This is a genomic window from Sorangium sp. So ce1014, from assembly GCF_051521505.1.
Lineage (GTDB): Bacteria > Myxococcota_A > Polyangia > Polyangiales > Polyangiaceae > Sorangium.
On sequence record NZ_CP150356.1, the window covers coordinates 1,691,452 to 1,714,869 of the forward strand.

General features: G+C 72.7%; 20 protein-coding genes. 8 read left to right on the forward strand and 12 right to left on the reverse strand.

All coding sequences use genetic code 11. The annotated features are described in order from the left end of the window. Positions 1-30: 30 nt before the first annotated feature. The 8 genes from WME75_RS06415 to WME75_RS06450 form a co-directional block, all read right to left on the reverse strand. Positions 31-1,344, reverse strand: coding sequence for a hypothetical protein (locus WME75_RS06415; RefSeq protein ID WP_437487222.1), 1,314 nt, complete (start codon positions 1,342-1,344; stop codon positions 31-33). Beyond that, entirely contained in the window at positions 1,341-2,141 is an 801-nt protein-coding gene (locus WME75_RS06420; protein ID WP_437487223.1) for a hypothetical protein, read from the reverse strand. The genes WME75_RS06415 and WME75_RS06420 overlap by 4 nt, the downstream gene beginning before the upstream one ends. A 98-nt stretch (positions 2,142-2,239) precedes the next feature. After that, positions 2,240-2,722 carry a serine/threonine protein kinase gene (locus tag WME75_RS06425; protein WP_437487224.1) on the reverse strand — a complete coding sequence of 161 codons (483 nt, stop codon included), beginning with the start codon at positions 2,720-2,722 and terminating at the stop codon, positions 2,240-2,242. Between the two features lie 14 nt (positions 2,723-2,736). Beyond that, complete coding sequence (locus WME75_RS06430) at positions 2,737-3,696, reverse strand: DUF4349 domain-containing protein (protein WP_437487226.1); 960 nt, start codon at positions 3,694-3,696, stop codon at positions 2,737-2,739. 679 nt (positions 3,697-4,375) lie between these two features. Further along, positions 4,376-4,933 (reverse strand): CDP-alcohol phosphatidyltransferase family protein, encoded by a 558-nt coding sequence (locus tag WME75_RS06435; protein ID WP_437487228.1) that lies wholly within the window; start codon positions 4,931-4,933, stop codon positions 4,376-4,378. A 119-nt stretch (positions 4,934-5,052) separates the two neighbouring features. Continuing rightward, positions 5,053-5,487, reverse strand: a complete 435-nt coding sequence (locus tag WME75_RS06440) for a universal stress protein (RefSeq protein WP_437487230.1) — start codon at positions 5,485-5,487, stop codon at positions 5,053-5,055. A 240-nt stretch (positions 5,488-5,727) separates the two neighbouring features. Further along, positions 5,728-6,063: a hypothetical protein gene (locus tag WME75_RS06445; RefSeq protein ID WP_437487232.1), complete on the reverse strand. Its 336-nt coding sequence runs from the start codon at positions 6,061-6,063 to the stop codon at positions 5,728-5,730. 8 nt (positions 6,064-6,071) lie between these two features. After that, positions 6,072-6,428 (reverse strand): DUF4398 domain-containing protein, encoded by a 357-nt coding sequence (locus tag WME75_RS06450; RefSeq protein ID WP_437487234.1) that lies wholly within the window; start codon positions 6,426-6,428, stop codon positions 6,072-6,074. Between the two features lie 309 nt (positions 6,429-6,737). On the opposite strand from WME75_RS06450, the gene WME75_RS06455 reads away from it, so the two are divergent. The 4 genes from WME75_RS06455 to WME75_RS06470 all read left to right on the forward strand — a co-directional run bounded on the left by WME75_RS06455 (position 6,738) and on the right by WME75_RS06470 (position 12,731). Next, the gene (locus WME75_RS06455) at positions 6,738-8,528 is read left to right on the forward strand and encodes a protein kinase domain-containing protein (RefSeq protein ID WP_437487236.1); all 1,791 of its coding nucleotides are present in this window, start codon (positions 6,738-6,740) and stop codon (positions 8,526-8,528) included. A gap of 111 nt (positions 8,529-8,639) precedes the next feature. Next, positions 8,640-9,632 carry a DUF362 domain-containing protein gene (locus tag WME75_RS06460; protein ID WP_437487237.1) on the forward strand — a complete coding sequence of 331 codons (993 nt, stop codon included), beginning with the start codon at positions 8,640-8,642 and terminating at the stop codon, positions 9,630-9,632. A 5-nt stretch (positions 9,633-9,637) separates the two neighbouring features. Further along, on the forward strand, positions 9,638-11,527 hold the full coding sequence (locus WME75_RS06465; protein WP_437487239.1) for a 4Fe-4S binding protein: 1,890 nt from the start codon (positions 9,638-9,640) through the stop codon (positions 11,525-11,527). 52 nt (positions 11,528-11,579) lie between these two features. Next, positions 11,580-12,731: a hypothetical protein gene (locus WME75_RS06470; RefSeq protein WP_437487241.1), complete on the forward strand. Its 1,152-nt coding sequence runs from the start codon at positions 11,580-11,582 to the stop codon at positions 12,729-12,731. A 76-nt stretch (positions 12,732-12,807) separates the two neighbouring features. Here the strand turns inward: WME75_RS06470 and WME75_RS06475 are convergent, their stop codons facing one another. Continuing rightward, the gene (locus tag WME75_RS06475) at positions 12,808-14,568 is read right to left on the reverse strand and encodes an ABC transporter permease (RefSeq protein ID WP_437487243.1); all 1,761 of its coding nucleotides are present in this window, start codon (positions 14,566-14,568) and stop codon (positions 12,808-12,810) included. A gap of 189 nt (positions 14,569-14,757) precedes the next feature. Between WME75_RS06475 and WME75_RS06480 the strand changes: the two genes are divergently transcribed. From WME75_RS06480 to WME75_RS06495, 4 genes are all read left to right on the forward strand, one after another. After that, positions 14,758-16,656, forward strand: coding sequence for a protein kinase domain-containing protein (locus WME75_RS06480; protein ID WP_437487245.1), 1,899 nt, complete (start codon positions 14,758-14,760; stop codon positions 16,654-16,656). Positions 16,657-16,708: 52 nt separating this feature from the next. Next, complete coding sequence (locus WME75_RS06485) at positions 16,709-18,094, forward strand: CCA tRNA nucleotidyltransferase (RefSeq protein WP_437487247.1); 1,386 nt, start codon at positions 16,709-16,711, stop codon at positions 18,092-18,094. Between the two features lie 334 nt (positions 18,095-18,428). Continuing rightward, positions 18,429-19,763, forward strand: a complete 1,335-nt coding sequence (locus WME75_RS06490) for a hypothetical protein (RefSeq protein WP_437487248.1) — start codon at positions 18,429-18,431, stop codon at positions 19,761-19,763. A 200-nt stretch (positions 19,764-19,963) separates the two neighbouring features. Then, positions 19,964-20,134, forward strand: a complete 171-nt coding sequence (locus WME75_RS06495) for a hypothetical protein (RefSeq protein WP_437487250.1) — start codon at positions 19,964-19,966, stop codon at positions 20,132-20,134. Positions 20,135-20,179: 45 nt separating this feature from the next. On the opposite strand, the gene WME75_RS06500 is transcribed toward WME75_RS06495, so the two are convergent. The 3 genes from WME75_RS06500 to WME75_RS06510 form a co-directional block, all read right to left on the reverse strand. Beyond that, entirely contained in the window at positions 20,180-21,484 is a 1,305-nt protein-coding gene (locus tag WME75_RS06500) for a guanine deaminase (RefSeq protein WP_437487252.1), read from the reverse strand. Then, the gene (locus WME75_RS06505) at positions 21,481-22,095 is read right to left on the reverse strand and encodes an SH3 domain-containing protein (RefSeq protein WP_437487254.1); all 615 of its coding nucleotides are present in this window, start codon (positions 22,093-22,095) and stop codon (positions 21,481-21,483) included. Before WME75_RS06505 ends, WME75_RS06500 begins: the two co-directional genes overlap by 4 nt. 222 nt (positions 22,096-22,317) lie before the next feature. Beyond that, positions 22,318-23,409 carry a formylglycine-generating enzyme family protein gene (locus WME75_RS06510; protein WP_437487256.1) on the reverse strand — a complete coding sequence of 364 codons (1,092 nt, stop codon included), beginning with the start codon at positions 23,407-23,409 and terminating at the stop codon, positions 22,318-22,320. Positions 23,410-23,418: the final 9 nt, after the last annotated feature.

Below are 23,418 nucleotides of genomic sequence, written 5' to 3' on the forward strand. Positions count from 1 at the left end.
CGGTGTTCCGTCGGCCAGGACCATCGCGCCTCAAAGGGTTTCCGGGGTTACAAAGACGATCTCGATCCGCGCGTTGCGGGCGCGCTCGCTGCCGCCCGGGTCGACGACCGGGGCCGCGGATCCCGCGAGGAACTGTGCGATCCTCGGGGTCGCGGGGGCCCCTGCGGCGTTCGCGCCCTGCGCCGGATCGAGGGCACGGACGACGGCATCGGCCCGCGACGTCCATGCGGGCTCTTCCCGGGCGCTGATGTCCCGGTCCGTGTGCACGACCACGGCCACGGGGAACGAGGGGTGCGCGGCGGCGACCCGCGAGAGATCGCGGAGGCGCGCCTCGCCGGCCTTCGTGAGGACGTTGCCGGCGAACAGGCCCCGGAGCGTGACCGCGATGCCGCGATCGTCGCGAATGGGCGACCAGGTGCCCGCGGCCGAGAGCTCTGCGAGCAGCGCGTCGCCGGCGCCGGGCGCGCGGGTCACCGGCGTGGCGGCGCGGCGCGCGGCGGTCAGCACGGCGAGGCAGCCTGCACGCGCGCGGGAGGCCTGGTCGATGGGCGCCGGGATGGCGCGGGCAGCGCCGCCGGCCTCGGCGAGATCCGCGTCGAGCTTCTTGATCGCGGCGGTCGCCTCCTCGATCTGCGCCGCAAGGTTGCCGCCGCCGGGCTGCGCGCTGCTGGGCTGCGCGGCGCTGGCGGGCTGCGCGGCGCTGGCGGGCTGCGTGCCGCCGGGCTGCGCGGCGCTGCTGGGCTGCGCGGCGCTGCCGGGCTGCGTGCCGCTGGGCTCCGTGCTGTCGGGCTGCGTATCCGGCGCGGCCAGGAGGCGCGCCGCACCGCACAGGAGGCGGGCCTGGAGCGCGAGCGAGCGCGCCGCTGCGAGGCGCGCCTTCTCGCGATCTGCGTCGGCCTTGCCCGACGGGACCACGGGCTGCGCGTCGCGCGCGACCTTGATCCGCATGTCGAGCGCATCGACCTCGGCCGCGACGCGCGCCTGCTCGGCCTCGAGGCCCGCGAGGGACGCCTCGCCGGCCGAGCTCTGCGCCTTCGCCTCGGTCTCGGCCGCCTCGGCCCGGGCCACCCGCGACAGCGCGTGCGCGTGCGCGTGCGCGGCGACCGCCTGCTCGCCGAGGATCTGCGCCCCGGATTGATCCTTGCTGTCGAGCGCGGCGAGCGCGTCGCCACGGAGCTTCTCCGCCCGGGCGAACGCGCCCGGCGCGTACCGCTTCGACTCGGCGGCGGCCGCCCCGGCGCGGACGTGATCGAGCTCATCGAGCACCACGGGCCGCGGGATCGGCGCGCACGCGCCGAGGAGCACCCCCGCGACGGCGACGGTTGCGAGGCGGCGCGCGCTCAAGGCGTCGCCTCCTTGCCCGCCGGAGCCGCCGTCTTGCCCGCGTTCCCGCTGCCCTTCGCGGCGGCGGGCGGCCGTTGAGCCGCCGGCGTCCCCGCCCTGCCAGCCGCCTTCCTGCCGGCCTCGATCCGCTGCGCTTCCATGCTGCTCGCCGCCCTGGTCGCCTCGCGCGCCTCGGCCTCGATCCGATCGAGCTCCGCCGCGGCGCGGCCTCGTCGCGCCTGCGTCTCCTCGAGCAGCGCGCGCGCCCGATCGAGCTTCGTCTCGACCTCGCGCGCCCGCTTCGCCGCATTCACCGCCGCTGCCTCCGCCGCGGCGGCCCGCAGCAGCGTCCTCGCTGTCTCCGCCCACTCGAGGGCCACCGCGTCGAGCCGCCGCGCGTTCGTCGCGTCGCCCGCCGCGCGCGCGCCGTGCGCACGCTGGAGCGCCTGCTTCGCCTGCGCCACCGGCTCGCCCACGACCTTCGCGTCGCTCCTCGCCGGCCCTCTCGCCGGGGCCGGCTCGTCGCGCGGCGCCCCGCCTTCGGCCTTCTCGCCGCCTTCGGCCTTCTCGCCTCCAGCGGCCTTCTCGTCGGCGGCGGCGGGTGAGGGCGCCGTCGCGACGCGCCCCTCGACCTCGAGGAGGATCTGCGCCGCCTTGGCGCCGTCACCGGGCGGCGGCGCGGGCACCGTGGCGAGCGGCCTCTCTCCTTCGCCGTGCGCAAGGGCGTCGCCGCTGCCGAGCGAGGCCGCGAGGGCGAGGAGCAGCGCTTGGCTCGACCAGCGCCGCCGCGCGTCGCAGAGCATGGGGCGGGAACGCACGTCCGCCAGGTAGCAAACAGGGCCTCCGCGAGCAAGCGCGGCGGGCCGTCCGCGCGCTGCCCGCGGACGCCGCGCGGAGAACGCGGGCCGCGCGCGCGTCAGTCCGGCAGGAAATTGCGGATGGCCCAGTCGATCTGTGGCTTGTGGCGCTCGACGAGCTCCTTCCTGCCGCCGGCCTCGTGGAGGAAGACGCGATCTTCGTTGACGAAGACGGCGAGGTAATAGAGGTGCGCCTCCTTGCCCTCGTCGTGCCCGAAGCGCAGCTGGACGCCCGGCAGGCCGTTGCGGCTCTTCACGTCGGCCTTGCCGAGCAGCGCGTAGCCGCCGCCCTCGCGCAGCCGCTTCTCGACCACGCGCGACCAGAACGCGAGGTCGCCCTCCGGCTCGTTCTCGAAGGCGCGGATCCCGAGCACCAGCCCCTCGGCGGTTGTCGCGCGGTACTCGTCGTCGCCGTAGCGATCCCCGAGGTCGACGAAGCCCGGCGGGGTCGCGGGCAGGAAGGGCCGGCCGCAGCCGAGCGGCGCCGCGGCGGCGGCGAGCGAGGCGAGGAGGACGAAGGCGTGGCGAAGGGAGTGGATCATCGGAAGCGCCCCGGTCACAGGTTGAGGAGCCGCGAGAGGCCGAGCTCGTTGAGCCAGTCGATCGGGAGCCGCGGGCCCGACGGGGTGAGGGTCTCCGTCGAGCGCGACTGGAAGGAGACGGTGAGGGTCGAGAACGCGACCCGATCGCGCAGGAACTTGAGGCGCCCCTCGAGGCGCTCGAGCTCGCCGGCGACGCGCGCGAGCTCGCGCTCCAGCTGGATCGACTCCTCGACCTTGGCGGCCTTCTCGAGGAGCTTCTCCAGGCGATCGCGCACGGCCCGCGCGTTCCGGATGCGGATCCCGAGATCGAAGAACTCCTCGGTGACGTCCTCCGCGACCACGTTGCGCTGGAGGATGTCGCCGAGGCCCTCGAGGCGCTTCAGCGCCTCGTCGAAGCGGGCGGCGGGGATGCGGATGGTGATCGTCCGGTCGTCGCGGCGGGCGAGGAAGCCGCCGAGGTCCCGGGCGAGCGCCTCGACCTTGCCGAGCGACGCGCCCACCTCGAACACCGCCATCGCGATCTGCGCCGTGTAGACGAGGAGGGGCGCGGGCGCCGCGCTCGTCTCGGCGGCGCCCTGGTGCGCGCCCTGCGCGGCAGCGCCGGCCTGCGTCGCCGCGGGCTGCGGCGCAGGGCTCGTCGGCGCGGGCCGGGCGGCCGCGGGCTGCGCAGCGCGCCCGGGCCCGGGCGACGGCGGCGCCGCCTTGGCGAGCGCGACCGTGCTCGCCGACGCGTCGAAGTCGACCGACGCCTCGCTCGACGACTCGCTGATCCTCACGACGCCGGGCGGCTCCATCCCCGGGGTCGGATCCTGCGGCAGGGGCGGGGCCGGAGCCTGCGTCGCCATGGACATCGGCGCGCCCCCCGCGTACATCGGCGCGCTCGCGGCGTCGCCCTCGGTGGAGCGGCTGGATGCGCAGGCGGCAGGGCCTGCGAGCAAGGCAAGGAGAGCCCAGGAGGGCAGCGTTCTTCGCATGGTTCCTCGGAGCGTGGAGCCGGTGACAGGCGCAGAACGGGCTGCCTCGATCGACCTTACACCCTTGGCGGCGAGCGCCTCCCGGCAGGGCCTCGGCGCAAGCCAGCTCGCGGCGAGCGCCTCCCGGCAGGGCCTCGGCGCAAGCCAGCTCGCGGCGAACGCCTCCCGGCAGGGCCTCGGCGCAAGCCAGCTTGCGGCGAGCGCCGCCTGGCGGCGCCTTTCCGTAAGCCATCTTGCACGCGATCGCCGCCTGGCGGCACGTCTACGTAAGCCATCTTGCGCGTGATCGCCGCCTGGCGGCACGTCTACGTAAGCCATCTTGCGCATGATCGCCGCCTGGCGGCACGTCTACGTAAGACAGCTTGCTTACGCTCTCCGCCTGGAAGCACCTGGGCGTAAGGCGTCTTACCGCGATCGCCGTCCGCCGCATGTTCCCCGCCAGTAGACAGCCGCGTATCTGCCGGCGGGCGGTAGTAGAAGAAAGAATACTTACATTGGCGCGGCGTAGCGCGCCAGATCGAGCAGGGGGCCTTACGTCACACGCCCTGGCGCGGGGGGCTTGTCGTGGCGGAGGGGGGAGAGGAGCGCCGGGTTCAGGCGCCGTCGAAGGAGTCATCACGTCGCTGGCGGGCGGCGCGACGTGATCGATCGGCGCGTCGGGCTCCACCTCCCGCGGGGTCTACGCCGCGCCGGGGCCGGGAACGCGGCGCAGCTGGCGCGCCCAGTACGAGACGCCCGCCGCCGCGCCCGCGAGCGCCGCCGCGGTGAGCATGGCGGGGAGCGCCGCGGGGAGCGCGATCGCGCTGAGGACCGCCGCGAACTGCACCGCCGTGGCGAGCTTGCCCGGGATGTTGGCGCTTGCGGTCGAGAGGCGCGCGCCGCGGAAGCGGCGGCTCACCGCGATCCAGAGCGCGAGCGGCAGCTCGAGGAGCTCGCGGGCGAGCAGCGCCGGGATGCCCCAGAGAGGGAGCACGCCGCTGTGGAGGAGCGTGCCGACCACGGCCAGCACGAACACCTTGTCCGCGATCGGGTCGACGATCGCCCCGGTGCGGGTCACCTGACCCGAGCGGCGGGCCAGCCAGCCGTCCAGCACGTCGGTGAGCCCCGCGCAGCAGAGGACGCCGAGAGCGAGCGCGGGCCGCGTGGCCACGAACGGGAACAGCACCGCGAGCGGCAGCCGGGCCAGGCTCATGAGGTTCGGCGGGAGCACAAGCTCGCGCGCAGACAGGGTCGACATGCGAGGAACTCCATGCGTCGCAGAGGCCGGGGGGGCCCAGCCCACGTCGAGCGCGATCAGGCCCGCAGCGCCCGCGCCGGCAGCCGCCGGCGCGCCCTAGACGAGACGCTCGCGCGGGATCAGCTGGCCACGCGCACGGTGAGCACGGGGACGCCGCTCTTCCGGATCACCTGCTCGGCGACGCTCCCGAGGAAGAGGTGCGAGAGCCCGCGGCGGCCGTGCGTCCCCATGACGATCATCGCCGCCCGCTGCTCCTCGGCGGCAGCCAGGATCTCGGTCGCCGGATCGCCCTCGCGCAGCGCCGTCTCCAGCCCCCCTGTCTGCGCCGAGAGCTGCTGGACCGCGCGCGAGGCGGCGGCGCTCACCTCGGCGTGGAACCCGGGCATCAGCGTCGGTTCGAGCCCGGGGTACGTGTAGACCGGGAGCTGGTAGACGTGCAGCAGCACGACCTTGTGCCCGAGCCTCGCGCCGAGGTCCTTCGCGAGCTCGACGGCCTTCATCGAGGCCGCCTCGAAGTCGACGGGGACCAGTATCACGTTCGCGGCTTCCTTCATCGCGCTCTCCTCGCACGCGGGACCGGGCGTCCCTTCGCTCGTTGCCCGCCCCCCCGGGACGCTTTCGCCGCCAGCGGAGGCGTGTCGCGCGCATCTTGGATCCAAACATCGGTCGATCCCAGGACAAACTGCGCCGTCGGGCCGGCGCTGACGCCCGGGGCGGTACGCCGCGCGCGGCGGCGGCGGCCGCCGCGATCCGCCGCGATCCGCCGCGGTTCCGGCGGCGCGTCCCCGGAGCGTCTACGGCTTTCGCGCGGCGGTACGCCGTGCGCGCTCGAGCGCGCTCTGGTTCGCGCGCACGAGCGACGAGAGCAGCGAGCACTGCGCCCGCCGCCGCGCGACGTAGGCGGCGTCGCTCGCGGTCGCCGAGCGCGGGCGCTCGCGCTCCTCGCGCTCGGCGACCGCGAGCGCCTCCTCGGCCCGCCTCAGCTCGGCGATCGCGAGCGGCGAGAGCGGGCTCTCCTGCGCCTGCACGACGGCCGCGCGCGCCGCGAGGAGCTCGGGAGGAGGGGCGGCCGCGCTCCTCGCGCATCCGGCGAGCGAGAGGGCCATCGCGAGCGGGGCTCCGGCGCGCATGCGGCCTCCTACTCCGCCCGATCGGCGAGCGTGCTCGCCTGGTCCAGCGTGCGGCCCGCGGCGTCGCGCAGCCCCGCCTCCCTCACGATGAGCGTCGAGAGCTCCGCGTCGACCTCGGCCCTCCGCAGCAGCCAGCGGGCGCCGTCCCGGTCACCCACCGACATCCGCCGCCTCGCCTGGGCGAGCTCGCTCCGCGCCAGCGCGAGGTGCATGGCCGCGCGCCGGTCCGCGCTCGCGCCCTCCCGCTCTGCCTCGCCGATCGCCGCCTCGGCGCGGGCGAGCTCGGGCGGCGACGCCGGCGGGCGGATGGCGGCGCACCCGGCGAGCTCCAGACAGGCGATCACGAGCGCGGTTCTGGCGAGCATTTGCGTGGATTCCCGATCTCGCGGCGCGCCGGTGCGACGGTTGCTCCCGGCGGCGCGCCCGGGACAGGCCAGTGCATCGAACAGGCCAGTACGCCCCATGCGCGTGCGCTTCTCACCGGGGTGGGGGCGTTCCGTGGCGTGGTTCTGGCGGAGCCGTGCCGCTGGCTCCCATGGACACGTCCCGCGCGCGAGGCGGCGCGGGACCTTCCGTTTTCGCCAGGCTCGGCGAATAAACGTCGGGCGCCCGCCGTCTCCACTTCGCCGGCTTTTTTCTCCGCGCTCGTCGCTTCCGCTACCCTGGCAGCCGCCGTGTCGCTCGTCGATCCGAACCTCCGCACCACGATCGTCCACGCGTTCGCCGTCACGGTGGCGGACCCGGCGAGCCTGGTGCGCTCCTCGTCGCGCGGCGGCACCGACGACCCCGGAACGAGCAGCCGCGGCCCCTCGATCCTCCCCGACGTGGGCCAGATCGTCGGCGGGCTCTATCGCCTCGGGCGCCTCCTCGGGAAGGGCATGTTCGGCAAGGTCTACGTCGCCCAGCGCGTCGACGTCCCCGAGCACCAGGTCGCCCTCAAGCTCATGCCCCGCTCGCTGTACGCGATGCGCAACGTCGAGCGCGAGCTCGTCATGCTCGCCACCGTCGGCCACCCGCACGTCGTCCAGCTGAAGGACCACGGCATGACCGCCGACTACGTGTGGCTCACCATGCCCGTCTACGAGGGGGAGACCCTCGCGCAGCGCCTCGAGCGCAGCCCCCTCAGCCTGCGCGAGGCCTACGACACCTTCCTCCCCGTCGCGCGCGGGCTCGACGCGCTCCACGCCGCAGGGCTCCGGCACCAGGACGTCAAGCCGGACAACATCTTTCTCGCCAGGTTCGCCGGCCGCGTCCACCCGATCCTGCTCGACCTCGGCGTGGCCGCGGAGCGCGAGGCCTCCTTCTGCGCAGGCACGGCGCTCTACGCCTCGCCCGAGCAGATCCGCGCGCTGAACGGCTTCCCCGGCGTCGTTCCGCTGACCGAGAAGATGGACACGTACGGGCTCGCCACGACCCTCCTCTACGCGCTCGTGAACCCGCGGGACTTCCCGGGTGAGTCGGCGCAGACCCGCACCGAGCTCATCGCGTCCCACGACGTCCGCGCCGACAAGCCGCTCGCCGACAACGCGCTGCCCGACCTCACCGGACGCCCGCGCCAGATGTTCCAGGAGGCGCTCCGGCGATGGCTCGCGATCGACCCGAACGAGCGCCCGTCGATGACCCAGCTCGCCGAGGAGCTCGACGTGCTGCTCGAGCCGGAGCGCGAGGCCGAGCGGGAGGCCGAGCAGCTGCGGATCAAGCAGAAGACGTCGTACCTGCGCGTGCGCATCGCGGCCGGCGCGATGACCCTCGTCGGCTGCGCGGTGGTGCTGCTCGGCTTCTCGAAGCGCGAGACCCTGCGGCTCGCCAACGAGCTCGAGCGCGCCCGCCAGAAGGGGGCCGAGTCGTTCGACCAGCTCGATACCTGCGTCGCGTCCCACCAGATCGCGGCGGCCGCGGCGAACACGTGCCGCTCCGGCCGCGAGCAGGATCGCGCGGACTTCAACGAGACGCTGGCCACCCTCCAGAAGAGCGGCTCCATGACCGACGCCGAGCACGCCCGCCAGATCCAGTCGCTGCACGCGACCCACGCGGCGCGCCTCAAGACCTGTGAGGACAGCGCCGCGGCCGCGGAGAAGGTCGCCATGGCGGACCGCGACCGGCTCGCCGAGGCCGAGAAGGCGCGCGCGGCGCTCACCACCGAGCGCGATGAGGCCAGGACGCTCGCCGAGCAGCGCGCCGCCGAGCTCGCCTCCGCCACGCAGCAGCGCGCCGCCTGCGACGCGGAGCGCGCCAGCTGCATCGCCGAGCGCGACCGCCTGAGGGACGAGGCGGCCGAGCCCTACGACACGCCGCCCTCGCCGGGGCCGCCGGCGACCCCCGCCGCGAGCGGCGCGCTGCCCCAGCTGCCGCCGCCGCCGGCGAGCACAGGCGCTTCCCCCGCCGCGGGCGCGCCGGCGACGACGGCGACCCCGGCGGCCTCGACGCCGTCCACCGCCGCCCCTCCCCCCGCCGCCCCTCCCTGAGCGCCGCCGCCGGAAGGCGCTGAACGGCGCCCCGCGTCGTCGCCGCCAGGCCGCCTCTGCTTGTGGCGACCGCCCGGGAGGGCTATCCGTAAGGCCAGGGAGGCGAGGGCCATGAGTGACATCTCTCGACGTGAAGTGCTGCGTCGGCTGGGCGCAGCAGGCCTCGTTCTCGGAGGCGCGGCCGGGGTCGGAGCGGCCCGGTGGGACCGCGGCGGCAGCACCGCCACCGCCGCGGAGCGCCAGCAGACGCGGGACTACCGGCTCCGCGACGCGCCCGCCGGGCTGCCAGAGCTCGTGGTCGCCCGCGCCGGCGCCGAGGCGCTCGCCGGGGGCGCCCCGGATCCCGCCGCCCTGGTCCGCAAGGCGGTCGACGCGCTCGGCGGGATGCGCCGCTTCATCTCGCGCGGCGACGTCGTGGTCGTGAAGCCGAACATCGGCTGGGATCGCACGCCCATCCACGCCGCCAACACGAACCCCAAGGTCGTGGCCGAGGTGGTGCGCCTCGCCTACGACGCCGGCGCCAAGAGCGTCATCGTCACCGACGCCTCGTGCAACGAGCCGAACCGCTGCTTCCAGCGCTCGGGCATCTGGAAGGCCGCCTACGACGTCGGCGCCGAGGTCGTCATCCCCGCCGCGCACCGCTTCCGCGGCATGCGCCTGAAGGGCGAGGTGCTCGACGACTGGCCCGTCTACACGCCGCTCGTCAACGCGGACAAGGTCATCAACGTCCCCATCGCGAAGCACCACAACCTGTCGAAGTACACAGCCGCGATGAAGAACTGGTACGGGGCGCTCGGCGGCCGGCGCAACCGCCTCCACCAGAACATCGACGTGTCGATCGCCGACCTGGCGACGTTCATCCAGCCCACGCTCACGATCGTGGACGCCATCCGCGTCCTCATGCGCAACGGGCCGCAGGGCGGGAACGTCGCCGACGCGAAGGACATGCACACGATCATCGCGACGACCGACCAGGTCGCCGCCGACGCGTACGGGTGCCAGCTCATCGGCCGCAAGCCCGAGGAGATCCCGTACCTCAAGATGGGCCACGAGCGGGGCCTGGGCACGATGCACTGGCAAAACCTGCGGCTCGCCGAGGTGTAGCACCCATGGCAAATTCCGATCCGACTCCGTCCGGGCCGGCGCACCGTGACGCGGCTGCGGCGACCGCGGCGCCCGCGAAGGCGAGCCCCGACGGCACGACGCCCCCCGCTGCGCCCGCGCGTGGGGCCCCCTGGGCCGCGCTGCTGCGCAGGGCCGGCGCGCTCGTCCGGCCCGGCCCGAAGCGCCGGGCCGGCTCGGGGCTGCCGGCGCGCAAGACGATCCAGGTGCTCGTCTGGGTGCGCCGCGCCGTGCAGGCCGGCTGCCTCGGGCTGTTCCTCTACTTGCTGTTCCAGACCGGCTTCCGCGGCTCGTTCGCCTCGTCCGAGGCGCGCGTCCGCCTGCCGCTGCCCGTCGAGGGCTTCCTCCTCGCCGATCCGTTCGTCGGCGCGATGACCCTGCTCTCGACGCACACCGTCTACCGCGGCCTGCTCTGGTCGGTCGGGATCCTGGCGCTGACGCTCGTCGTCGGGCGCGTGTTCTGCGGCTGGATCTGCCCGTTCGGCACCCTCCACCACTTCTTCGGGTGGATCTTCCCGTCGCGCTACGGCAAGGGCGGCAAGCGCGTCGAGTCGAACAAGACGTACGCGCGGCAGCGGGTGAAGTACTACCTGATGTACGCGTTCCTCGCGGCGAGCATGGCGGGCAGCGTGATCGGCGGGCTGTTCGATCCGATCTGCGTGGCGGTCCGGGCGATCGGCCTCGCCGTCATCCCGGCGGCGCAGTACGTCATCGCCGTGGTGACCGGCTCCGCGGCCGAGACCGGGAGCCGGCCGGTGCAGCTCGTCGCGGACCAGACGCAGGACTTCCTGGCCGCGAGCGTGTGGCAGACGAAGCAGTTCTACTTCCACCACGCGTGGTTCGTCGGGATCCTGTTCGTCGGGATCCTCTTCATGAACCGCTTCATCCCGCGCTTCTGGTGCCGGGTGCTCTGCCCGCTCGGCGCCTTCCTCGGGGTGTTCGCGCGCTTCGCGCTCTTCGGGATGGAGAAGGATCACGCGAAGTGCACCGACTGCAACCTGTGCCTCGTGCACTGCCAGGGCGCCGACTCGCCCCAGGGCGGCGTGAAGTGGCGGCAGGACGAGTGCCACATGTGCCTCAACTGCGAGAACGCCTGCCCCGAGGACGTCATCAAGTTTCGCTTCCTCCCGAACCGGAAGAGCGCCCTCGTGACGCCCGACACGGGCCGCCGCACCGCCCTCGCGACCGCCGCCGCCGGCGCGGTGATCATCCCGACGGCGCGCATCGCCGACGTGCTCGACGCGAACTACGACCACCGCGTCATCCGGCCGCCGGGCTCGGTCGAGGAGCGCGAGTTCCTGGAGCGCTGCATCCGGTGCGCCGAGTGCATGAAGGTCTGCCCCAACAACGCGATCCACCCCGCGTTCTTCGAGGCGGGCATCGAGGGGCTCTGGACGCCGATCGTCATCCCGCGCATCGGGTACTGCGAGCACTCCTGCGTCCTCTGCGGCGACGTCTGCCCGACCGGCGCGATCCAGAAGATCACGGAGGAGCAGAAGATGGGGGTCGGCCAGAAGCCGATCTCGATCGGCACGGCGTTCTACGACCAGGGGCGCTGCCTGCCGTGGTCGATGAGCGTGCCGTGCATCGTCTGCGAGGAGTTCTGCCCGACGTCGCCCAAGGCGATCTGGGTCGAGGAGGTCGACATCCCGAAGCGCGAGCCGGTGGCCGCGGAGCACGGCAAGGAGCCGCTGATGAAGATGGTCCACGTGCAGCGCCCGCACGTCGATCCGGCGCTCTGCATCGGCTGCGGCGCGTGTGAGAAGGTCTGTCCGGTGCAGGACAAGCCCGCGGTCTACGTCACGAGCGTCGGCGAGACCCGCTCGAAGACGAACGTCATCCTTCTTGAGGACACGGATTACAACAAGCCGTCTTGACCCGGCCGCGCGCCTGCTCCGCGCGGCGGGATCACGGTAGGAGGCAGCTCGGGTGCGCACGCTTCGCTTTTACGGAACCTTCTCGCTGGCCGCGATGTGGACCCTGTCCGGCTGCGGCGAGCCGTTCACGGCGGCCGACGCGCCCGCCGCGTCCTCGTCCTCGTCGTCGGGCGCGGGGGGCGGCGGCGACGGCGGCGCCGGTGGCGACGGGGGCGGGGGAGCCTCCGCGACGTCGTCGTCCTCGTCGGCGGGAGGGGGCGGCGAGGGCGGCTGCGCGGCGTGCAAGGAGGGGGAGTTCTGCACGGCGAGCGAGACGTGCGTGCGCTGCGCAGGCCGCGGCAGGGCGCTGTCGTTCGGTACGCCGACGGCGATCGAGGTCGAGGGGACGGCGCCCGCGTTCCCGCGCGTGCGCGAGGAGCCGGGGGAGGAGGGCGAGGCGACGCAGCGGCTCGTCTACGTGGCCGCCTTCGGCTCGGACGACACGCAGATCGCCACGGCCACCGGGCGGCCCTGGACGGCGGGCGAGGTGGTCGCGAGCGCGTCGGTCAACTCCACGGACTCGGAGTCAGGCCCGCTCCTCCTGCCCGTGGACGCGCTGTCGCCGCGCGACGGCCTCCCTCGGGGCTCGCTGCTCTTCGATCGCTTGCTCGCCGGGCCGGGCAGCCTGCCGTCGCTGTTCGTCGCGGACGCGCTCGAGGCGACCCACGCGGACGCGTTCGACGCGCTCTACCTGGACGGGGGGAGCTACTCCGTGGCGGTGGCCCACGGCGTTCGGCCCTACCGGTACTGGTTCATGAACAAGCACCAGGACGCGAGTGGGACCACGAGCCGGCTCGTCACGAAGCTCGCCGAGGCCTCGGAGGTGCAGGTGCTCGACATCGTCCTGCCCGGCGACTGCCCGGCGAAGGGCGACGACCTCGCCCCGTGGGTGACGCCCGACGGGGGCGTGCTGTTCTTCCAGGCGCCCTACAGCGCGCGAGGCGATTGCGCGCAGGCGTCGGTGCTGCGGAGCTTCTACGTGGAGCTCGGGGCCGACGGGCTGCCCGTGGCGGGGCAGAAGGCCAGGATGCTGCTGTCGGGCCTCAAGCCCGAGATCGCCGTCATGACGCCGTCGCTCTCGCCAGACGAGTGCACGCTCTATCTGGCGTCCGACCTGAACCCGGCGGACCGGCGGCAGAGGCTCTACTCGGCCACGCGACGGTAGGGGGCGGGGAGCCGGCCGTCGGGGCTCGGCGAGCTGCCCCCCCCGCGGACCTACGGTCGGGCGGAGCCGGGGGAGCTCACTGCGCGCGGAAGCCTTCGGCAGGGCGGAGGCGCGCGGCGTACAGGCTCGGCACGATCGTCGCGGCGAGGCAGATCAGGATGGCGATGCCGCCGGTGATCAGGAACTCCTGCGGGCGCGCCTGCACGGGGAGACGGGAGATGAAATAGACCTTCGGATCGAGCGGGAAACCGTAGACCAGGAGGCCCTTGCACACCGCCACGCCGAGCAGCAGCCCCAGCGTGGTGCCGCCGACGCCGATGATCCCACCCTGGTAGAGGAAGATGCGCAGGATGGAGCCGTCGGTCGCGCCCATCGCCTTGAGGACGGCGATCTCCTTCTTCTTGTCGAGCACCACCATGATCAGCGTCGCGATGACCGTGAAGGCGGCGACCACGATGATGAGCGCGAGCACCGCGCTCATGCCGATCTGCTGGATGCGCAGCGCGGTGAAGAGCCCGTGGTTCAGCTCCTCCCAGTCCATCGTGTAATAAAGCCCGTTGCTGAGGAGCTGGCTGATCTCACGCGCGATGGTGCTGGCGTTGTCGATGTCATCGACCTTCATCTCGACGCCCGTCACCGTGTCGCCATGATCGTAAAACGCCTGCGTCTCGTAGAGATCGGCGTACGCCAGCTTTGTGTCGTACTGCTCGAAGCCGGCCTCGAAGATCGCGATGACCCGGAATCGCTTGGCGACCGGCGGCTTGATCGCGCCGTTCGAGATCGAGAAGCCGATCGTGGGCGAGGTGACGGTGACGCACTGGCCGATGTCGAGGGACAGATTCTTCGCCAGCGCAGCGCCGATCACGATGCCCGGCATCCTCGCGATCTGCTCCTTGTCGGCGCACGGGTCCGGATCCACCTCGGGCGGCAGCTCGTCGTCCTCGGGGAGCACGCTGCCGTAGCCGCCCTGCGGCTCGATCGAGCCCCGCGGGGCCCCCTCGTCCACCGCGAGCTCGGCCTCCTCGGCGCCGGTGTCCGCGGCGGCATCGAGCGCGGCGACGTCGAGGTCGGCCGGCTGAAGGGCGGGCTCGGCGCCGGCGTCCCGCGCGGCAGCGGCGCGGTCGTCCTCCAGGATGCGCGCCTCGTACGCCTTCAACAGATCGAGCTCCCCGCCCGCGTCGGGCTCGAGCGCGCCGCGCGAGCCCGCGCCCTTCTCCAGGGAAGGGACGTCAGGCAGGGACGGCGGCGCCGCGCGCTCCGGAGGCTTCGCGCCTGGGCGCCGCAGCCCGGTGAGATCGCCGCCCGGGAGGATGTGGCGCGGCAGGTCGAGCACGGGCGTGGCGCCCTCCGCCCCGACGCCGAGGCTCTTCGCCGGGTCCACCCCCTTCACGAGGACGCCCGTCGCCGTCGCGTCGCCGTGCGTGAGCATCATGGGGTTGATGCTGAAGGGCGCCACACCGACGACACCAGGCACCTTGGCGACCTGATCCATGATCGAGCGGTACTCACGGAAGTCCGTGGAGTACTTGATCACCAGGACGTGCGCGTTGACGCCCAGGACCTTCTCGCGAAACTCCGCCTGAAAACCCCCGGTCACGCTCATCACGGTCGCGAGCGCCGCGACCCCGAGCGCGACCCCGAGGATCGCGAACGTGGTGCCGACCGAGATGAACGCCCGCTTCTTGGAGCCGAGATACCGCAGCGAGACCCCGAGCGCGAAGCGGTCCTTCCAGAGCAGCTTCCCGAGCAGATAGAGCAGCGCGAGCGCCAGGCCGATCGCCGCGACGGCTGCGACGATCACGATGATGATGGAGTTGAGCCGGGCGGGGTCGCTCATCGCGGTGCCCTCCTAGCAGAACGCGGCGCGCGCGGCACGCCGGGCCGCGGGGATCGACGGCGCCCGCACCCACGCGGGCTTTCGTGTGCAGCGTCCGCATGATCTCGCTTCCCGGACCGAACGCCTGCTAGAATCCGACCCTGCCGCAGATGCCGGCATGTGGCGTGCACCTCTGCCCGCGAGCCTTTCATGAGCGCCACCAAAAACGAGCACCACACCGCGCGCAGCAGAGTTTTCGACGACGAGGCAGGCGCGCACGATGAGGCACCGACGTCACGCCCCAGCGGCGCGGCGGGCGGAGCTCGCTCGTCCGGCGTCGGCGCCGCGTTCGCGCCGTCCGCGGAGCCCGAGGGCGCAGGCGACGACGACGTGCCCGTGGAGGTCGAGCTCCGCCCCTCGTCGAGGCCCTCCAGGTCGGGCTGGGTCGAGGGGCCGGCGAGCGAGGTGCCTCCGAGCTTCAGGGCGCCGCCGCCGCTGCGCCAGAAGACCCCGCGGTTCGGGCGGCAGAGCCAGCCCGACGCCGACGAGATGAGCGGGAGGACGAGCGCTGCCCCGATCAGCGAGGCGGAGCCGTCCATGGAAATCCCGCCGCCGGACGAGGTCGAGCCGCGCGAGCGGCGGCCGCCCGGCGCCAAGGATCCGTACATCGGGACGACCTTCGACCACCGGTACAAGATCGAGCGGCTGCTCGGCGAGGGCGGGATGGGGTTCGTCTACCTCGCCCGCCACAAGGTCATCGACAAGCGCGTCGCCGTGAAGGTGCTCCGCGCGGAGCTCGCGCGGGACCGCGAGATCTTCGAGCGCTTCGTGCAGGAGGCCCGCTCGGCGTCGAGCATCGGCAACCCGCACATCGTCGACATCTCCGACTTCGGCGACCTGCCGGACGGCTCCACGTACTTTGTCATGGAGTACCTGGAAGGCGTGAGCCTGGCGCAGCTCATCGACTCGCCGAACGAGCTGCCGATGGATCGCATCTGCCACATCGCGCTGCAGCTGTCCGCGGGCCTCGCCGCCGCGCACGACGCCGGCATCATCCACCGCGATCTCAAGCCGGACAACGTCTTCGTGGTGGCCCGCGGCAGCGATCCGAGCTTCGTGAAGATCCTCGACTTCGGGATCGCGAAGGTGTCGACAAGCACGACGACGAAGCTGACGCGCGCCGGGGCGGTGTTCGGGACGCCGCACTACATGTCCCCCGAGCAGGCCGCCGGCGCGCCCATCGATCACCGGACCGACATCTACTCGCTCGGCGTGATGCTCTATGAGCTCGTGAGCCGGCAGCTGCCGTTCAACGCCGACAACTTCATGGGGATCCTGACGCAGCACATGTACAAGGCGCCGGTCCCCATCCGCGCGCTCGTCGGCGGCCCCGATTGCCCGCCGGGGCTCGAGGCGGTGATCCTGAAGTGCCTCTCCAAGAAGCCGGAGTCGCGCTACCAGACGATGATCGAGCTCCACGAGGACCTCGAGCGCGTGAGGGGCGGGGGCGTGCCGGGCGCGGTCGCGGAGATGATGGCGCGCTCGGGCGGCTTCAACGTGCCGCACGACTACTTCAAGACGTCGAAGGTGATCGTCCCGGCGACGCCGCCGTCGCCGCCGCGCTCGCCGTGGCCCCGCTACGTGTGGGTCGCCGGCGCGGCGGCCGCGGTGGGGATCGTGACCGCCATCTTCGTCATCGGCGCGAGCGGGTCCGCCAGGGACGGCGGTCCGCAGGTGGCGCAGAAGCCGCCGGTCGAGGTGCCCGCGGCCAGGCCGCCGGCCCCCGAGCCGCCGCCCGCCGTCCAGAAGACGGTGGTCGCGCTGGCCGCCGTGCCGGAGACGGCGGTCGGCTACCGCAACGGCGTGGAGATGAGGCTGCCCGCGAGCATCGACGTGGAGCAGGGGCAGACGGTCACGATCGACATCCGGGCCGAGGGGTACGTCCCCAGCACGGTCGTGCTCGACGGGACCGAGCAGAGCAAGCTCGTGAAGCTCGTCGAGGTCGACGAGAAGGGCACGAGGGTGAGGCCCTTCCGGCCGACGCCGACGCCGGTCCGGCCTCCGAAGGGCTCGGACGTCCGGGACCCCTGGGCGAACCAGAAGAAGTGAGCGGCCGCTCGGCGCAGGCCCCGCTCTGCGGGCGCCGTGATAAGCCGCGGGGGTGACCCGGATAGATCACCTCATCGACCTCGTCCCCGAGGACGTGCTCGGCATCTGTCGCCGCCTCCGCGAGCGCGGCAAGCGCGGCTGGATCGTCGGCGGGTGCGTGCGCGATCTGCTCCGCGGGGAGCCCGCCAAGGACTGGGACGTGGCGACCGACGCGCGGCCGGAGGAGGTCGTGGCCGCGTTCCGGAAGGTGATCCCGACCGGGATCCAGCACGGGACGGTGACCGTCGTCGTGCGCGGCGTGCCGTACGAGGTGACGACGCTGCGGGGCGACGGGACCTACAGCGACGGGAGGCGGCCCGACCGGGTCGAGTTCGTGGACGACATCACCGCCGATCTCGCGCGGCGGGACTTCACCATGAACGCCATCGCGATCGACCCGGTCGACGGGCACCTCATCGATCCGTTCGGCGGCCAGCGGGACCTCGAGGCGAAGATCATCCGCGCGGTCGGGGATCCGGGCGAGCGCTTCGCCGAGGACGGGCTGCGGGTGCTGCGCGCGGCGCGCTTCGCGGCGACGCTGGAGAGCGCGCTCGACCCCGAGACCGAGCGCGCGATGGGCACCGCGCGGTCGCACCAGACGTTCCGCTGCGTGAGCGCGGAGCGGGTGCGCGACGAGTGGCTCAAGGCGATGCGCGCGCGCCGCCCGAGCGTGGCATTCGACATCATGCGCCGGACGGAGCTGCTCTCGATCACCTGCCCGGAGATGATGGAGTCGGTCGGGTGCGAGCAGAACCGCTGGCACGCGTACGACGTGTGGGGGCACGCGATGGCCTGCCTCGACGCGTGCAAGCCCGAGCCGATCCTCCGCGTGGCGGCGCTGATGCACGACATCGGCAAGCCGAGGACGCGCGAGTTCTCCGAGAAGACGAGCGACTACACGTTCTACGAGCACGAGCGGGTCGGCGCCGAGATGGCCGAGCCGATCCTGACGCGGCTGCGCTTCTCCAACGACGAGCGCGCCCGGATCGTGGCGCTCATCCGCCATCACCTGATCTGCTACGACGACTCGTGGACGGACGCCGCGGTGCGCCGGTGGCTCCGCCGGGTGACGCCGGCGCTCGCGCCGGATCTCTACGAGATCGGCGTGGCCGACGCGCTCGGCAAGGGGCGCGAGGTGGCCGAGGACATCGCGACGATAGGGCGGCTCCGGGAGCGCGTGGAGGCGCTGCTCGCCGCGGGCGCGGCGCTGTCTGCCAAGGATCTCGCCGTGAACGGCGGCGTGCTGATGAAGGCGCTCGGCATCCCGCCGAGCAGGCTCGTCGGAGAGATCCTGGAGCGGCTCGTCGAGGTCGTGACCGAGGAGCCCGAGGCGAACACGCCGGAGCGCCTGCTCGCGGCGGCGCGGGACATCGTCGCAGGGAAGAGCGCGGGCCAGTAAGGATCGAGCCGGCTCGTCCCTGGTTGCAGGGGAGGTGGTCTCGACGGGTCGCACGGACCTTCCTTGTCGCGCGTCGCTCCCGTTCACCCGCGCTCGGCCATCTCCTCGCTCCTTAGGGGAGCCTGTCCCAGATCGCGAGTCGATGGGTCGCAGGCAAGGCACATGGGACGACAGTGGTGGTCGGTCGTCTACCTCCCGTCAGGCTCGATTATTTCGTGCAGATCGCATCCATCCGGATGTGTCTCTGGTAGCATCCGTTGCTGCGCACTATCGCGCCCCCCATTGGGAGGTCCATTTGAAGCTCTCGACGAAGACGCTTGTTGGGCTGGTTGGTTTGGGTTTGCTTGCGGCGGCGGCATCCATCGGTGGATGCTCCGGCGGGGGTGGTGGGGCGAGCTCCGGCAATAACGGCTCTGGCAGCGGCGGGGGCGGGGGCGGGGGCGGGGGCGACGATACGACCGGGAGCGGGATCGGGGACGGCGGCGGGTTCCAGTTCGACGGAGGGACCGAGGACGCGTCGCTCAACGAGGACACCGCGTGTGTCGCGACCAGCTTGCAGGCCGATTATGAGCAGCGCCCGGCCGACATCATCTTCATCATCGACAACTCCGAGAGCATGACGGAGGAGATCGACAGCGTTCAGCGGAACATCAACCAGAACTTCGCCTCGATCATCGAGCGGAGCGGCATCGATTACCGCGTCATCCTGCTCTCGAGGCACGGCAGCTCGACGGCGGAGCAGTCGGTCTGCATCGAGGCGCCGCTCGGCAGCGGGAGCTGTTCGCCGGTCCCGGCGAACCCGAACACCAATCCGCCGCACTTCTATCAGTACAACCTGGATGTCAGCAGCGTCGACTCGCTCTGTCTGGCCATCGACACCGTGAAGGGCGCGATCCCGCCCCGGGGGGAGGCCACGTCGCCCGGGTGGTCGCAGTGGCTCCGGATGGACTCGCTCAAGGTGTTCGTCGAGATCACCGACGACGGCGTGGACTGCTCGACGAAGTCGCTCGGCGCGAGCGCCGCGGAGACCGACGAGGGCGACATCACCCTTCACGACCTCGACGACGATCTGCCCGAGAACGAGAACGTGGCCGGAGGCACCCGCTCAGCAGAGGCCTTCGACGCGGCGCTGACGGCGCTCGCGCCGGAGTACTTCGGCTCGACGAGCGCGCGTAACTACATGTTCTACAGCTTCGTGGGCATCGTCGAGAACACGCCGCCGACCGCGCCCTGGCCGCCGGACGTGCCCGCCACCTGGAAGCAGTGCCGGCCCGGCTCGGTCGATCCCGGGACGACGTACCAGTCCCTCAGCGTCATGACCGGGGGGCTGAGATACCCGATCAACCAGTACGACACCTACGACGCCGTGTTCCAGGCGATCGCAGACAGCGTGATCTCGGGCGCCAAGCTGTCGTGCGAGATCGAGGTGCCGGAGGCGCCAGGCGGGCACTCCATCGAGCTGTCGACGGTGCAGATCGAGTTCACGCCGAGCAACGGCGGGCAGAAGCAGACCTTCGCCCAGGTGAAGAGCCCCGAGGAGTGCAAGCCGATGTCCTTCTACATCGACGAGGGGCTCATCCGGCTGTGCCCGGAGACGTGCACAATCGCGGTGCAAGACAACACGGCGAGCATGAACCTGCTCTACGGCTGCTCGGTCACCCCCAACTGAGCGAGGAGGCGCTCCCGGGCGCAATGCGTGTGACGTGCGCATCGCGCCCGGGAGCGCCGTTCCAAGGCGCCGCCCGGCCGGCGAGCCTCCCCTTCGGGGGCGGATCGCGCGAGCCGGGCGCCCGGGCCTGCTACCCTGCGCGAGGACAGATGCGGGTCGATGTGGCGTGCCGTGCCGGCCACGGCGGAAGCGAGGAGCCCGTGGCGTTCACCCTGGGCGAGCGCCGCGTGCGGGTGACGGAGATCCTCGACCGATGGCCAGGGGGCGATCACCTCTACTTCAAGGTGCGCGGGGACGACGGCGCACGGTACATCCTGCGGCGCGATTTCGAGATCCTCCTCTGGGAGCTCGAGGTCTACGAAGTCGAGTAGACCGGCCCCCGTGGAGGGCGTGGACGGGATCGCCGCGGCGGGGGCCTACGGGTGAATCAGGGGGGGAGCGCCGGGGGGGCGGGGGTGGACGGGATTGCCGCGGACGAAGGAGCGCTTTATCGCGGCGGTCTCGGGGGCGAAGGCGAGATGGTTCAATAGATCCGAGTCGCTGAGCACGTGGTCGGGGAAACGGACGGCGAGGAAATCGGCCTCCTTGCCGGCTTCAAGGCTGCCAATCACACGGCCCAGTCCGATGGCGTCGGCCGTGCCCTGCGTGGCCATGACGAAGAGAGCGGACGGGGTGAGGCGGTCGCCAAGGCAGAGGGCATTGTCAAAGGCGCTCGACATGCTGCGGCGCATGTCGAAGCTGCGACCCGCGCCGACGTCGCTGCCAAGCGCGACCGGGACCGCTCGGGCGCGGGCGTCGCCAAGACGCATGCGCCCGCTGCCCAGGAAGAAGTTCGAGTCGGGACAGTGGACGACCGACGAGCGGGCCTCGGCGACGCGATCCCACTCGCGCGGCGAGAGATGAATGGCGTGCGCGAGCAGGGTACGCCCGGTGAGCAGGCCAACCCGGTCGTAGACGTCGACGTAATCGCGCGCCCACGGGTGCTCGCGCAGGGCGGCCTCGCACTCGGCCGGACTCTCGGCGACGTGCGTCTGCACGAGGAGGTCGTGATCCCGCGCGAGGCGCGCGGCCGCCTCCATCAAGGGGCGCGAGCACGTGGGGGCAAAGCGGGGCGTGATCGCGAACTCGAGCAGGCCGCCACCCTCGCCGTGCCAGCGCTGCACGAGATCCCGGGCCGCCGCGATGGCCTCGTCCCGAGGGACACAGAGCGCCTCAGGGCAGCTCTGGTCCATGAGCGTGAGGCCAGCGATGCCGCGCAAGCCAGCGCGCAGCAGGGCGCGGAAGAGCTGGTCGGTCGCCCCGGCGCACGAGCTGGAATAGACGACGCAGGTGGTCGTGCCCGACGCGAGCAGACGATCCGTGAACTCGCCCGCGACAAGCGCGGCGTAGCCCTCGTCGCGGAAACGAGCCTCCTCGGGGAAGACAGACCGATCGAGCCAGTCGAGCAGGGCGCCGCTGGCGCTGCCAATGATGCGGGTCTGCGGGAAATGCAGGTGCGCGTCGATGAAGCCGGGCATCAGCACCGCAGGGCGCAGGTCGAGCACCGGCCCGCGGAAAGCGCCCGGAGCGAACGGCGCGACCTGGACGATGCGGCCGTCGGCGCCGACCACGAGCAAGGCGTCCTCCAGGAAGCGGACCTGCGCACCGCCATCCGGCGCGGCGAGGGGCGTGAGCAAACGGCCGCGGTAGGCGCGCGGCAAGCCACCGTTCCGGACGCTCATCGGATCGCGATCTCGCTCCGGCGCGCCCAGCCCATGACCATGCTGTCCCCCTGGTTCTTTGTAACGAGCGCCCACGCGCCCGCCTCGCGCACGATCATCACGAGCTCGCCGGCGGCGATCGCGCCAATCCGGGCGCCGTCCGCCCGCGGCTCCTCGAGCAGCGTGATGCCGCGCGAGGCAATGCCCAGCTGGAGGCGCGAGGGCGCGCCCGGCTCCTCGCCCTCGTCGTCGAAGGAAGGGCCGTCGTCGTGCCGCGAGCGCGGCTCGTCAGCGCCCGGCTCCTCGTCGAACGGGAAGCGAGGGTGAGCCCGCGAGCGCCCCGCCGCCGGAGAACGCCCCTCCAGGAGGTGCGTGAACCGGCCAGCGCTCTGCACCGGCGACCGCTCGCCGGCGACCGCGCGCAGGACGAGCGGCGCCGTCGGGAGCAGCGCGACGGCGGCGGCGGTGAAGAGCACGAGCCCGGTCAGCCCATCGAGCCGGCGCGCGCGCGGCGGCGCAGGCGCGGCGCCCGGCGGCGGCGCCGCCCGGGCAGCGAGGGGCGTGCCGGCGTGCGCAGCGCGCACGTCGCGGGAGCCAGGCGAGGCACCCTGTCCGGCGGGAGAGTCGTCCATCAGCGCAGAGGATACGCGCTGCGGTGAGCGCGGTCGACTGCGCGGCGGAGCGTGCGCGGCGGAGCGTGCGCGGCGGAGCGTGCGCGGCGGAGCGTGCGCGGCGGAGCGTGCGCGGCGGAGCGTGCGCGGCGGAGCGTGCGCGGCGGAGCGTGCGCGGCGGAGCGTGCGCGGCGGAACGTGCGCGGCGGAGCGGCCGCACGAGGCACCACGCCGGCGAGCACGTCAGCGGAGCTCGCGCGGCAGCGGGGCGGCGGCAGGGTCGCTGGAGACGGCGCGCTCCGCGGGCACGGCGTGCGCAGCGCCGGGGTCCGCGCAGCAGCGGAAGCCCTGCTGGTAGAACATGTGGTTCTCGTCGTGCGAGCGGGTCGAAGGGCGGCAACGCGTGCGCACGGGGCCCCAGTAGCCGCCCTTCAGGATGGAGGGACGCTCACCTTCGCGGACGGAACGGGTCCACTCATCGATGTTGCCGGTCATGTCGACCACACCGAACGGGCTCCGGCAGCGCGGCTGAGCGCCGGACGGCATGCCCTGCCAGAGCCGATCCATCTCGGCCATGGCAGCAGGGCCGCCCCGCGGGCGCAACGCGGTCTCGATGAACGCGCGCCACGGCTGGTCGACGACGCACGCCTCCGGGTCGCGGACGTACCCGTACGGGTAGGGGCGCGCCTCCTCGCCCTCGCAGGCGAAGGTCCACTCGGCCTCGTCACAGAGGCGCTTGCCCTCCTCGGCGCAGAGCTCGCTCGCCTCGTAGAACGAGACGAGGATGAACGGATAAACCCCCTTCTGGTTGGGGTACTCGTAGCGATCCATGCAGAAATGCATCGGCTTCGTGTCGAGGCCCCCCGACATCGAGAGCCATTTCTCGCGATCGAACTCCGCGCACCGCTCCGGGTAATCCCGGCTGATCCAGTGCTTGCAGGTCGTCCGCTGCATCTCGTCGATGGAGCGCAGGTCGCCCTGGGCCCTCGGCGTCGGGTCGAGCTTCATGAGGCCGGAGACCTCGACCATGCCCGTCGCACAGACGCCGCGGTTGCCCTCGATCTGGTCGATCGCCTCGCGCGACTCGGCGGGAGACGACGCGATCTGCCAGTGGCGATCGCGGACGAGGCGCCACTCGAACCGGAGTCGGCGCGGCAGCGCGCCCGTGATGGCGCCCGCTCCGAGCGTCAGCGGCACGGCCGGCGCCTCCGCGAGCCGCACAACGAGCAGCGCGAGCGCGGCGACGCCCAGCGCGAAGCCGACGGCGACGGCGGCACGCAGCGCCCTCGCGCGGGGGGGCGCGGGCTTCCGCGTCGGGTGGGCGAACCTGTGCATGCTCCCTCG